The organism is Clostridium septicum, assembly GCF_003606265.1.
Taxonomy (GTDB): Bacteria; Bacillota; Clostridia; order Clostridiales; family Clostridiaceae; genus Clostridium; species Clostridium septicum.
Genome location: NZ_CP023671.1, coordinates 106,801 through 120,197 on the forward strand (window position 1 = coordinate 106,801; position 13,397 = coordinate 120,197).

10 protein-coding genes are annotated in these 13,397 nt (G+C 26.7%); 1 reads left to right on the forward strand and 9 read right to left on the reverse strand.

Annotated features, from left to right (window positions below; all coding sequences use genetic code 11):
• Window positions 1-13 precede the first annotated feature (13 nt).
• The 8 genes from CP523_RS00460 to htpG all read right to left on the reverse strand — a co-directional run bounded on the left by CP523_RS00460 (window position 14) and on the right by htpG (window position 10,681).
• Window positions 14-247, reverse strand: coding sequence for a TIGR04540 family protein (locus CP523_RS00460; RefSeq protein ID WP_066676300.1), 234 nt, complete (start codon window positions 245-247; stop codon window positions 14-16).
• A 112-nt stretch (window positions 248-359) separates the two neighbouring features.
• Window positions 360-2,459 (reverse strand): sodium-translocating pyrophosphatase, encoded by a 2,100-nt coding sequence (locus tag CP523_RS00465; protein ID WP_066676302.1) that lies wholly within the window; start codon window positions 2,457-2,459, stop codon window positions 360-362.
• A gap of 270 nt (window positions 2,460-2,729) precedes the next feature.
• Window positions 2,730-3,659, reverse strand: a complete 930-nt coding sequence (locus CP523_RS00470; RefSeq protein WP_066676304.1) for a glycyl-radical enzyme activating protein — start codon at window positions 3,657-3,659, stop codon at window positions 2,730-2,732.
• A 108-nt stretch (window positions 3,660-3,767) separates the two neighbouring features.
• The gene (locus CP523_RS00475; protein ID WP_066676306.1) at window positions 3,768-6,179 is read right to left on the reverse strand and encodes a glycyl radical protein; all 2,412 of its coding nucleotides are present in this window, start codon (window positions 6,177-6,179) and stop codon (window positions 3,768-3,770) included.
• A gap of 229 nt (window positions 6,180-6,408) precedes the next feature.
• Window positions 6,409-7,116: a response regulator transcription factor gene (locus CP523_RS00480; RefSeq protein WP_066676308.1), complete on the reverse strand. Its 708-nt coding sequence runs from the start codon at window positions 7,114-7,116 to the stop codon at window positions 6,409-6,411.
• Window positions 7,117-7,126: 10 nt separating this feature from the next.
• Window positions 7,127-7,288 (reverse strand): hypothetical protein, encoded by a 162-nt coding sequence (locus CP523_RS15855; RefSeq protein ID WP_162925923.1) that lies wholly within the window; start codon window positions 7,286-7,288, stop codon window positions 7,127-7,129.
• A gap of 246 nt (window positions 7,289-7,534) precedes the next feature.
• The gene (locus tag CP523_RS00485) at window positions 7,535-8,347 is read right to left on the reverse strand and encodes a PocR ligand-binding domain-containing protein (RefSeq protein WP_120140410.1); all 813 of its coding nucleotides are present in this window, start codon (window positions 8,345-8,347) and stop codon (window positions 7,535-7,537) included.
• Between the two features lie 459 nt (window positions 8,348-8,806).
• The gene (gene htpG / locus CP523_RS00490; protein ID WP_066676313.1) at window positions 8,807-10,681 is read right to left on the reverse strand and encodes a molecular chaperone HtpG; all 1,875 of its coding nucleotides are present in this window, start codon (window positions 10,679-10,681) and stop codon (window positions 8,807-8,809) included.
• A 333-nt stretch (window positions 10,682-11,014) separates the two neighbouring features.
• Between htpG and CP523_RS00495 the strand changes: the two genes are divergently transcribed.
• Window positions 11,015-11,629 (forward strand): superoxide dismutase, encoded by a 615-nt coding sequence (locus CP523_RS00495; RefSeq protein ID WP_066676314.1) that lies wholly within the window; start codon window positions 11,015-11,017, stop codon window positions 11,627-11,629.
• Between the two features lie 47 nt (window positions 11,630-11,676).
• Here CP523_RS00495 and CP523_RS00500 read toward each other — a convergent pair whose 3' ends face one another.
• Complete coding sequence (locus tag CP523_RS00500; RefSeq protein WP_066676315.1) at window positions 11,677-13,380, reverse strand: S8 family peptidase; 1,704 nt, start codon at window positions 13,378-13,380, stop codon at window positions 11,677-11,679.
• Window positions 13,381-13,397: the final 17 nt, after the last annotated feature.

Genomic DNA, 13,397 nt, shown 5'->3' on the forward strand with positions numbered 1-13,397 from the left:
TAATTTATTTTAATTAATTTATTTTACTAAATATTTCATTTATAATTTCTACTCTTTCATTACCTAAAACATTAGCTAACTTTGTTGGCATAGTATTTCCTTTGTACACTCTATCTTCATTAGCTTTTATAATTTTAATTACTTTACCTTCTAATTCATTATAAGATAAAAGATCCTCTAAATATAAATCAACTAAATCCTTTAAATGTGTAGCTAACTCCTTAGGATTTCTATAAACTACTCTCATTTGTATTCCTCCATATTAATTAAAATATATCTTATCCTAAGTATTATATATCAATATTACACTTTTTCATATAGAAAAATATATATTGTAATTTAGTTTAACTTTAAAATTCTTATAATATTCCAAAACTTAATATAAATGTTGCAAACACTATTGAAACTATAGACATTAATTTAATTAATATATTTATAGATGGTCCTGTTGTATCTTTAAATGGATCTCCAACTGTATCACCAACTACTGCAGCTTTATGGCAATCTGAACCTTTCCCTCCTAATACACCTGATTCTATATATTTTTTTGCATTATCCCAAGCTCCACCTGAATTAGCCATCATAATAGCAAGTACAAACCCTGTTACTGTTGAACCTGCAAGTAATCCTGCGACTCCATTGGGGCCTAATATTAAACCAATTAAAATAGGAGTTAATATAGCTATAACTGCAATAGTTATAAGTTCTTTTTGTGCTGATTTTGTACATATATCTACACATGCGCCATAATCAGGCTCATTCTTTCCTTCCATAAGACCATCTATTTCCTTAAATTGTCTTCTTACTTCTACAACAATCTTAGAAGCTGCTCGTCCAACTGCATCCATAGTTTTAGATGAAAATAAGAATGTTATCATTCCCCCTATAAACAAACCTATTAAAACTTGAGGGTTAAGTACAGATAAATTAAATGTAAAATCTATATTATTACTTTTAGCGATACTTTCAATAGAATCTTTATATGCCGCAATAAAAGCTAAAGCAGTGAGAGCTGCAGATCCTATTGCAAATCCTTTTCCTGTAGCTGCTGTTGTATTTCCTAATGAATCTAAAGCATCTGTTCTTTTTCTTACTATTGGATCTTGATTAGACATTTCTGCTATTCCTCCAGCATTATCTGCAACTGGTCCATAAGCATCAGTTGCTAGTGTCATTGATAAAGTTGATAACATTCCCACTGATGATATAGCAATACCATAAAGGCCTAAACTAAAATCGCTATAACCTCCTGACAAATAAAAACTTGCAAGAATAGAAATACCTACTACTATCACAGGCATTGCAGTTGAAGACATTCCAAGAGATAGTCCTCCAATTATTGTTGTGGCTGGACCTGTTTTGGTAGACTCTGCAAGTTTTTTAGTAGGTTTATAGTTATCACTTGTATAATACTCAGTAAAAAATCCTATTAATATTCCAGCTAAAAGACCTGATAATATACTAAAATAAATTCCAATATAATTCTTTCCTAGTAATCCATTAACTATAAAAAATGATCCTATAGCAACAATTATTCCTGATATATATACACCTCTTCTAAGGGCACTTAATAAATTTTTTTGTGTTGAGTCTTCCTTAGCCCTAACAAAAAAAGACGAGAAAATAGAAGCTATAAGACCAAGAGATGCAACTAATAATGGTATAGTTACTCCTCCTCTTCCAAGACCTGCTGCAACAGCCAATGCACAGGAAGAAATCAATGATCCTACATATGATTCATAAAGATCTGCCCCAAGTCCAGCCACATCTCCTACATTATCTCCTACATTATCAGCTATAACGGCTGGATTTCTTGGGTCATCTTCTGGAATACCAATTTCAACTTTTCCTACTAAGTCTGCACCTACATCTGCTGCCTTTGTAAAAATACCACCACCAACTCTCGCAAATAGTGCCATTGAAGAAGCTCCTATACCAAAAGTCAACATAGTAGAAGTTATTTGGGCTATTCGTTCTGCTTCTGGTAATGAATCATAATACCAATTAAGAATGTTGTACCATATTCCTAAATCTAAAAGACCAAGCCCAACAACAACTAATCCCATTACACATCCACTTGAAAATGCTACTTTTAATGCACCATTCAAACTATTTTTAGCTGCATTTGTAGTTCTTGCATTAGAATTAGTAGCAACTTTCATTCCTAGAAAACCACTAAGCCCTGAGAAAAATCCACCTGTTAAAAAAGCAAATGGAACGAATATTGACATATATCCTAGTCTACTTAATACAAAAAATACTATAAACATAATTAAGAAAAATATAGAAATCCCCTTATACTGGCGAATTAAAAAGGCATTAGCACCTTTTCTAATACTTTTTGCTATAGATTTCATTAAGTCATCACCCTCATCTAGCTTAAAAATTGTAACTGCTAAATAGGCTGCAAATAATAAAGCAATACTTGCAAATACAGGAATAAAAACAATTAAATCCATTATAATTCCTCCTTATTTTAATAAATTTTATATATTTATAAGGTCTCACATTTTTATATTATGAAATTAGAATTATGATTAGACTAAATAGTTAATAATTGTTTTAATTATATATATATAATAAATTAGAGAATCTAATATGCCTTAATTTAATGCTATAAATATTTTATATTTATAATACATTATTTAGTTCAATATATTTTTTATATTATACTTATTTACGAGTATATTATTTAAAAGTATAATAACTAATTAAAAAAATAATTTTTACTATAATGCTCCAATATTACACTTTATACCTATATTTTCAATTGTTTCTTTAAGTTCATCCATATATTCCTTTGAGGGAGTAACTATATAATCTTTTATTTTATATTTTCTATCTAGACAATTATATTTGTTGAGTCCTAATCTATGATAAGGTAATATATGAATTTCTTTAACCATCTTAAGAGTATTTGCAAACTTTGCTATTTTTTCAATAGTTTTTTTCTCTGAATTGAATCCTGGAATTACAGGTGTTCTAATTATAGTATCTACTCCAAGTTCTGAAATTCTTTTTGCATTTTCTAATATAATTTCATTTCTTTGTCCAGTATTTTGTAAATGTATATCTGAATCCATATGCTTTATATCTAGAAGAATTAAATCTACCCAAGGAATAATTTTATCAACAACTTCTTTAGATGCAAAACCCGTTGTTTCAATAGTTGTATGCCACCCATTTGCTTTACATCCTTTTAATAGCTCTAAAGTAAACTCTGGTTGCATTAATGGTTCTCCACCAGATAAAGTAATCCCCCCGTTTGAATGCCTAAAATGAGTAGAATCTTTTTTTAACTCACTAATAACCTCTTCTACGCTTTTTTCCTCACCTGATATAACTAATGCTCCTGGATAACATACTTCTGAACAATCAATGCAATTTATACATTTATCTCTATCTATTCTATTAACATTATTAAAATCAATAGCATTTTCCTTGCAAATATCTTTGCAATTTTCACAACCTACACAATTTTTTATATTAAACATTAACTCTTTAAAGGAATTTTGAGATTCTGGATTACTACACCATAAGCAAGATAAAGGACAACCTTTTAAAAATACTATAGTCCTTACTCCAGGTCCATCATTTACTGAAAACCTTTGTATATTAAAAATAATTCCTCTTTTATCATAATCTATTTTATTTTCCATACTCTAGCCCTGCTTTCTTTTTATTCTTAAATTTAAAGTCCCGCTTTAATAAATATTGATATTAAAATTCAATATTTTAATAAAACAGGACTATATTTGGCTTAAGTTTTACATACTTTGTTCTGTTCTCTTTATAATATCATCTTGTACACCTTTATCTAAACAGATAAATTGAGCACTATACCCCGCAACACGTACTATTAGATCTCTATAATTTTCTGGATGTTTTTGTGCATCTATTAATGTTTCCTTATCAATTACATTAAATTGTACGTGCATTCCTTTTTTATCAAAATAACTTCTTATTAATGCTGCTAAATTTTTCAAACCATTATCTCCTTCAAGAGAACGTGGATTAAATTTTTGATTAAATAATGTTCCACTTGGTGCACTAAAATGATCTAATTTTGATACTGAATTTGCTGCTGCTGTTGGCCCTTGCAAATCAGCTCCTCTAGTTGGTGATACCCCATCAGCTAATGGCTTGTATGCATTTCTTCCATCAGGTGTTGCTAATACTAAACTACCTAAATGAACATTGTTAGATACTGGATATAATCCTGGTATAAACTTTCCTCCACGTTGATTCATATGCTTTTCTACTTCTTTGCAATAAATAAGAGAGCCTATACGTGTAAGTTCATCAACTTCATCTATATCATTACCAAATTTAGGTGATCTATTAAGTAACATTTGCTTAATAGATTTATGATTTGCTTTCTTTTTATTGTCTTTATCAAATTCTCCAAAATTTGAATCAAGGGCTTCTTTTAATTCTTCTAAAGTTAATTTATTTTCATCAAATATAAGCTTTTTAATAGCCATAAATGAATCACCAACATTTGCTACACCAACTCCTAAAGGTCCTGAGAATCGATAATGCCCTCCGCCTTCTTGAATGGATTTCCCTTTAGCTATACAATCATCTAACATACATGATAGAAATGGAAGTGGTGCTCTTTCTCTATGAGCAATATCAACACAGTTATCAGCTTGAACCATTTGTCCAACAAAATATTCCATTTGCTTTTCGTATGCATTTATTAAGTCATCCAAAGATTTAAATGAAGTAAAATCTCCTGTATCAAGTCCAACTCTCTTTCCGTTACTAAATCCATTATTTATACTTAATTCTAGTATTTTGGCCAAATTAAAGAAAGCTGCATCATACCATCCATCAGTCTTAGCAGGCTTTTGTGGTTCAACGCAACCTACTATTCCATAATCCCTTGCATCTTCTAATGTTAATCCTTGATTTACTAGCATAGGAATTATCACTTCATCATTATAAAATGCTGGAAGACCTGTTCCTAAGCGAGTTAATTCGCAAGTTCTTATTAAAAAATCATCTGGAGTCTTACTCCATATTCTAACTGAAAGTGATGGTTGTGGTAGTAATAAACTACCTGTTGCCTCAAGACACATGTAAGATAATTCATTTGTTGCATCTTTACCATCTTCAGTTTGTCCACCAACTATTAAATTTTGGAACATTGAATATCCACTAAATGCTTTAGTTGTAGTTTCATCACGAACTTTAGTCAGATCATTAAATTTAACCCATAAACAATGAAGAATTTCTGTATTAAAACCCCTTAAATTTTCATCTGAATCTATATCATGCTTATAGTATGGATACATATATTGATCAAAACGTGCTGGTGATATTGCATGTCCATTAGATTCTAAACTTATAATTGCTTGTACAAACCAAAATGATTGACATGCCTCATAAAATGTTTCAGCAGGATTCTCTGGAACCTTGTTACAAATTTTAGATATATTTAATAGTTCATTTTTTCTTCTTATATTTGTCGCTTTTTCTGCTAATTCCTTTGCTAAATTTGAGTATCTCTTAGCATAATTTATTGCAGCTTTACAAGATATTATTATAGATTCCCAGAACATTCTCTTTTCAACGTAATCTGGTAATGACTTATTATAATTACCTAATTTTTCTTCTACCTCTTCTATAATTCCTTTAAAACCTTTATCTAATACTTTTTTATAGTCTACAGAAATATGTCCAAGACCATTAAAATAATAATTAGCTACAGTAAATACATTAGCTCCCATGGCTTTCTTTGTTTCATCTGACATATAAGATGTTGCAAGCTCACTAACAGTTTTACCTTTCCAATATTTAAAAGCTTCTTTTAAATCATCCTTTGTTTTTTCTGTAATTTTAAAGGCATCTGATGTTCTTTGCTCAAATTTATCAAATTCCTTTACTAGCCATTCATTAGAAAACTCAGGAAAAACCTGTGCTGATCTTGGATTCTTTGTTAAACTTCCAACTATAAGTTCTTCATCTCTAATTACTATAGGAAGTTCTTTTAGAACTGCTTCTAATGATTTTGCTTTACGAATAATTATTGGCTCATTTTCATTCTCTTTAAATGCTTTAGTTAATATTATAGCTCTATCTGCCTCAATACATGGCATTGCTGACATAACTTCTTCTTTTAACTTTTTTACCCTCTCAGTAGGTTCTATAAATCCTTTTGCTAAAATATCCATTTGCTCCCCCCTAGATTTATACCATATTTTAATATCTACTTTTTAAAACATAGATTTACTTACAAAGTAGTAATTAATTTTAGCTTATATAATTATAGTACATTAAAAATTTATATTTCTTTAACACTTAATTTCTACTTTATTATACTTTTTTTCAAATTTATTCTAAGAGAAAAGCTTTCTTATATTATTATGATACTTTTTTGATTATAAATTTAAATTTTATATTTTATTTATTTTTATATAGTTCTCTATATTCTAATGGTGTCATCCCTTCTACCTTTTTAAACACCTTGCAAAAATAATTAGGTTCATTATATCCAATGTTAAAGGTTAAATCACTTATACTAATATCAGTACTCTTAAGGATATATTTAGCTTCCTCAATTTTCCTCTTTGTAACATACTTATTAAAATTAGTCCCCATCTTATTTTTAAAACTTTTGCTTAAATAAGATGTACTTACATTCATGCAACTTGCTATATCTTGTAACATTATATTACCTTTTAAATTTTTTTCTATATAATTTAAAACAAATTTTAATTCATTATTTATAGAATAGTCTTTATCAATATTTATAAATTCATTTAATATTTCTACTACATTTTCAACTTTTATAGGTTTTAATAAATAATCATCTACTTTTAGTTTTAAAGCTTTTCTTACAAAATAAAAATCATCGTAAATACTCATAATTACTATTTTTTTATTTACATATGTTTTTTTTATATATCTAATAACATCAAAGGAATTCAATCCATATATTAACATATCAATAAATATAATATCTGGATTTATATATTCAACTTTTTCAATAAGTTCATCACTACAATTGGCTGTTGCAATAACTTTAACCTCTTTAAATTTTCTTTGAATAATTAACTTCAATGCTTCAATTTCTAAATTTTCACTATCTGCAATTAATATCTTAACCATTATATTACCTCTATTTTTCATAAACTAAAGGAAGTTTCATTTCTATTATGGTACCAATATTTTCTTTATTAGTAACTTTTATCTTATATTCATTACCATAATAATTATTAAATAACTTATTTATAAATGATATATTTAAAGATGAATCATTATGTTCTTTTTTATTATTCATAATTAAAAACAACTTATTTTCTTCAATATTTACTCCATTATCTTCAATAGTGATAATAGCATATTTTTCTTTATTATTTCCTGTAATAGAAATGACTCTTTGATTTTTTCATATTTTCCTCTTTAAAAATATGTATTCTATAACTGACATTAAAGTCATTGGAATCATTTTTATTTTCTTAATTTTATCATCTACATTATTTTTATATTTTACTGTATTTTAACATATTGCAGTTTGGATCTTCAATTAATTATTAACATTTTTTATTTCTTCTTCTAATATAACTTGATTATTTATATTTTTTGATGAATACCTAATTATTTCTGCTAAAGTACAAATCATTTCTTGAGTTTTAGGTGCATCTTCAATTAATGCAAGATTAGATATGGAATTTAATATACTTAATTGAACATTAATATTAATTGGTATTTGAAAAAATTTAAAGTTCATAGATTCTAAATTACTTTTAAGAATATTATTTTCTTCTTCTTTTTTCTTTAATTTAATATTATTAAAAATTATTTCTTCTTCTAATTTATTTAATGAAGATTTATTTATTAATTGATTAATTATTGTCTCAACTAATGAATATATAGCTTTTATTTTATTATAATCTATATACCCAATATCATTATAATATTTCTTAAAATCTGGATATTTTTTTAATAATCTGCTTATATTTTTAGATTCTTTACTTAATAAGTAATCTTCAGCATTTGTCCTTACTTGTCCAAAAAAAACAGCTCCTACATACTGATTATCTATAATTATAGGAATAGCAACGTCAACTAATCCTGCTGGACATTTAAACATATATGGTTTTTGTCTTATTGCAGCTTCTAATCCTCCATGAGCATTAGCAGAACGACATAATTTAAATCCTTCATCTGTATCTCTTATAGCTTTACAAAAACTACAAAAGTTAGAATACTTATTTATAGGATCTCCCCTAAAATTAACTATATTAAAAGCAAGACCTGTAATTTCAGCAAGTTTATCCTGAATATCTTGTAATAAAGTAACATCTATTAAATCACTTAATCCTCTATTATTTTCCATTATAAGTCATCTACTTTCCTTGTTTAATTTTCCTACAATTCAGTATAATTATCTCACATTGGATTTTTATGTCAATCTTCATTTTTTAATTAATTTACTTACAATAAATTTAATTTTTATACAAATTTATCTAAGATCTTTGCTTTTTTCTTTTGTTATTAGTTAATAAATTATTTCTTAATTTATTAACTTCTTCAAGTTCTAATTTTCCTTGAAATGAAATCTCCACATTTTTATCACAGACACATGTATAGCATTAGCTCTAGCTATATTTAGTATTTTATTTATCTCGTCCTTTGTTTTTGTAGCTTTAACTTCTGATTGAATTTCGTAATATTTTAACAATTCTTAAATATGTTATATTTTAAAAATAAAAAAATTAGCCTATGCTATTTAGATTGACAACTTTTAATATTGTCTTTCTAATATAGCACAGACTATTTTATATAAGTTAAATTTTTAAATCATTATCTTACAAATATTATTTGTAAATTCTACTGGATCTTCTATAGTTAAGCCTTCTATAAGCAATGCTTGATTATATAATAAGTCTGTATATAATTTAAGTTTATCTTTATCATTTTCATAAGCATCTTTTAATGACTTAAACACATCATGATTTACGTTTATTTCCAATACTCTATCTGCTTTAACATTTTGACCATTTGGCATAGAATTTAAAACTTTTTCCATTTCAATTGTAACTTCGCCATCATTTGATAAACATACTGGATGTTTTCTTAACCTCTTGGAAGCTCTAACAGCTTTAACTTTATTTGATAATATATCTTTCATTCCTTTGAATAATTCTATATTTTCATTAGTGTCCTCTTCTTTTTTACTTTCTTCTTCATCTATACCTAAATCACCACTAGATACTGATTTAAATTCTTTATCTTTATAAGTCATAAGCATTCTTATAGCAAATTCATCTATGTCATCTGTAAAATAAAGTATTTCATAGCCTTTATCAAGTAAAAGTTCTGTTTGTGGTAGTTTTTCTATTCTTTCTTTTGATTCTCCTGATGCATAATAAATATATTTTTGATTTTCTTTCATTCTAGAAATATACTCATCTAATGTTACCATTTCCTTTTCTTTTGATGAATAGAACATTAACAAATCTTGAAGTATTTCTTTATTATTTCCAAAATCACTATAAACTCCATATTTTAATTGTTGTCCAAATGATTTATAAAATTCTTCATATTTATTTCTCTCATTTTTTAATATATTTAATAACTCATTTTTTATTTTGTTTTTTATATTTTTAGCTATAAGCTTTAATTGTCTATCATGTTGTAATATTTCTCTTGATATATTTAGAGATAAATCTTCTGAATCAACTATTCCTTTAACAAATCCAAAGTAATCTGGTAATAAATCAGAGCATTTATTCATAATTAAAACACCATTTGAATATAGCTCTAATCCCTTTTCATATTCTTTAGTATAAAAATCATATGGTATTTTTTCTGGAATAAATAAAATTGCATTATAACTTATAACTCCATCAACACTAATATGAATATGCTTTATAGGCTTATCAAATCCATAATGCTTTTCAGAATAAAAATTATCATAATCTTCTTTTTTAAGATCTTTTTTATTCTTTTTCCAAATAGGTACCATGCTATTTACAGTTTGCTCTTCTATAAAATCCTCATATTCATTTTCAGTACCTTCTTTAAGCTTTCTATTACTTATATCCATCTTTATTGGGTATCTAATAAAGTCAGAATACTTCTTAATTATTGATTTTAACTTGTATTCTTCTAAATATTCATCAAAATTTTCATCCTCTGTATTTTCTTTTATATTAAGTATTATTTCTGTTCCTATACTATCTTTTTTGCATTCTTCTATCGTGTATCCATCTATTCCTTTAGATTGCCATTTATAAGCTTTGTCACTACCAAAGGCTTTACTAATAACAGTAACTTTATCAGCCACTAAAAATGCTGAATAAAATCCAACTCCAAATTGACCAATTATATCATATCCATCTTTAATTTCATTTTCTTTTTTAAATTGTAAAGAACCACTTTTAGCTATAATTCCTAAATTATCATCTAATTCATCTTTAGTCATTCCTATACCTGTATCTGAAATATTTATTACTCTATTTTCCTTATCTACAGATATTTTTATAAAATAATCATCTTTTTTGAAGGTTAAAGAATCATCTGTTAATGTCTTATAATAAATTTTATCTATTGCATCACTAGCATTAGAAATTAACTCCCTTAAGAAAATCTCCCTGTGTGTATAAATTGAATTAATCATAAGATCTAAAAGTCTTTGAGACTCTGCTTTAAATTGTTTTGTTTCCAAACTAAACCTCTCCTTTCAAAATTGAGTATAAATCCCTTATTAGCACTCTCAAAGTTTGAGTGCTAACTCCTTATTTTTTATATATCATATTTAAATTTTTATGTCAATAACCTAATGAACCTTAATTTTGAAATAACATTCTAAAAATTCTAATATATATATATGATATCTAGCTTAAATAGAAAAAATTCATTTCTTTACTGCTTAGTTATAAAATTTTTCTAATGATACATTAGTTTATATTATTTTTTAATTTATTTATCACATAAAATATAATATTTTAAATATACTATTAAATGTATTGCAAATTAAAATTTGAAAGGAGTTTATTGTATGAAATACGATAAAATAATTCTTCCGTATTCTTATGATGCTTTAGAACCTTATATAGACGCTTTAACTGTACAAATTCATTATGAAAAACATCTTCAAAGTTATGTTGATAATCTTAACTCTTTAGTTGCAATTGATCCTAAATTTTTTGATGAAAAGCCTTTAAATGAAATACTATCTAATACTAATTCAATTCCTGTAGAGATCCGTCAAGGTGTTATTAATCAAGGCGGTGGCGTAGATAACCATAACTTTTATTTTTCAATATTATCACCTAATGCTAAAACTATGCCTGAAGGAAGGCTTCTAACTGCAATTAATAATACTTTCGGAAGCTTTGATAATATGAAAGAAAAACTTAATAAACTATCTATTGGAAAATTTGGTTCCGGTTGGGGTTGGTTAGTAGTTAATGAATATTGTGGACTTGAAATAATAACAACATCCAATCAAAATTCCCCTTTAAGTGTAAATAAAAAACCTCTTATTGCAATTGATGTTTGGGAACATGCTTATTACTTAAAATATAAAAATCTAAGGAAAGATTATGTTAATAATATTTGGAATTTAATAGATTTTAATATTATTGAGAACTTATATAATTCAATTTGCTAATAATAAGGAGTATGAATTTTAAAACTTCATACTCCTTATTATTTTTATTAAATATTTTGAAATAATGTCAACATATCCAGCTTTCCATATCCCCACTCTGGATTAGGATATACATCACCTGGTCTTTTTCTTACACCTCTCATAAAATACGTTTTAATCTTCTGTGCATTCATTGTATTATCATTTCCATTTACAATTCCCCACTGAAGTAATAAAGAACAAGCACCTGCTGTAATAGCTGCTGAAGCACTACTTCCAGTAATATATACTATCTCATCATTTCTACCTATGGTTTTAATTTTATTTCCTCCCACAGTCATTATAGGTAAAATTCTTTCACCATATCCATTCAATTTTTCTCCTCTTCCAGAATAACTACTCATAGTATTACTATCTTGATTATACCATGAACTTACTATTATATAGGATGATATACCAGGTATTGTCATTGTTAGATATGGACTAGATGAAATAAAGTTTGTTCCTTCTTTTAGTATACTTAAAGGTGGCAACCATGAATTAAATTTTCCATTTAATATATAGTCTCCTATAAGTTTAAATCTCCATATTCCAGGTTTCAATCCCTCTAATATTATCCTTATTACTTCATCTCCACTTAATTCATCTGGCCAATAATAATATACTTTTAAATTCGTACTTTCAAATATAAATTTTCTTTCTATAACACTTTTCAATGTTATTGGTAATATACCAGTACTTTCTCCTGAAGGAGATATTACATTTAATGATATTCTACTAGGTTTTCTTACCCATATATCAAAATATATATTCTTTTGTTCATTACCTATTAATAACTCTAATATTTGTGTATCTCCAACATTTTGTATTGTTCCACTTGCATGTCCTCCTCCTATTCCTTCATTTCCTGTACCTGTAACTACTACTAATCCTCTATTCTGTGATATTAAGTCTATATATTTTTCTATTATAGTATTTCCAGTGTGGCTTCCTTCTGTACTTCCAAGTGGTATATATATAACTAATGGCTTATTAATTTCAAACTTTTTATTTATTATAAATTCAATCCCCTCTAATATTTCACTTACACTATATATAACACTATCAGTATTAAACCATTTTTTAATTTTTTCGTTTTCTTTAAGTTTAACTATTATATAACTACATTTATCTGCTACACTTTCTATATTCTTATCTTCTAACCTTCCTCCAACTATTGCAGCCATACTTGTTCCATGTCCATTTTCATCTTTAGATTTAACTATTTCGTATGGATTTTTTCCTTGTCCTTTAGCACCTATGGCTTTGTTTATATCATCTTTTGAGTACACAACTCCATAACTTCCTTCTTCATTTTCTATACTTTTATCAAAAATATATTCTATTCTTGTACTACCATCTTCATTTATAAAAGCCTCATTTAAATAATCTATTCCTGTATCTAATATTGCAACTATAGTACCCTCACCATTTAAATTTAAATATCCACCTGACTGCACTTGTGGAATAGAAGCTGTAGATATTGCTGATACGTCTTCTAATACATATACACTATCAAATTCAAAATATGTTATTGTAGTAGATTGTTTTATTAAATTATCTATATCTTTTTCTTTTACATATACAACTCCATAAGTATCATTTATAACTTTTCCACATACATCATCTATTTTAGACATTTCATCTAGGAAGTCACCTCTATATTCTACTATTAGTTTACTATATTCAGGATTATCTTCATATTCTATACAATCACTATTTCTCAAATACATACCGGTTCCTCCAAATT

What these genes read in the sequence shown, in the direction of transcription:
- CP523_RS00460 (WP_066676300.1), bottom strand. Translation starts at nt 247, where the DNA reads ATGAGAGTAGTTTATAGAAATCCTAAGGAGTTAGCTACACATTTAAAG.
- CP523_RS00465 (WP_066676302.1), bottom strand. Translation starts at nt 2,459, where the DNA reads ATGGATTTAATTGTTTTTATTCCTGTATTTGCAAGTATTGCTTTATTA.
- CP523_RS00470 (WP_066676304.1), bottom strand. Translation starts at nt 3,659, where the DNA reads ATGGAAAATAAAATAGATTATGATAAAAGAGGAATTATTTTTAATATA.
- CP523_RS00475 (WP_066676306.1), bottom strand. Translation starts at nt 6,179, where the DNA reads ATGGATATTTTAGCAAAAGGATTTATAGAACCTACTGAGAGGGTAAAA.
- CP523_RS00480 (WP_066676308.1), bottom strand. Translation starts at nt 7,116, where the DNA reads ATGGTTAAGATATTAATTGCAGATAGTGAAAATTTAGAAATTGAAGCA.
- CP523_RS15855 (WP_162925923.1), bottom strand. Translation starts at nt 7,288, where the DNA reads ATGAATAATAAAAAAGAACATAATGATTCATCTTTAAATATATCATTT.
- CP523_RS00485 (WP_120140410.1), bottom strand. Translation starts at nt 8,347, where the DNA reads ATGGAAAATAATAGAGGATTAAGTGATTTAATAGATGTTACTTTATTA.
- CP523_RS00495 (WP_066676314.1), top strand. Translation starts at nt 11,015, where the DNA reads ATGAAATACGATAAAATAATTCTTCCGTATTCTTATGATGCTTTAGAA.
- CP523_RS00500 (WP_066676315.1), bottom strand. Translation starts at nt 13,380, where the DNA reads ATGTATTTGAGAAATAGTGATTGTATAGAATATGAAGATAATCCTGAA.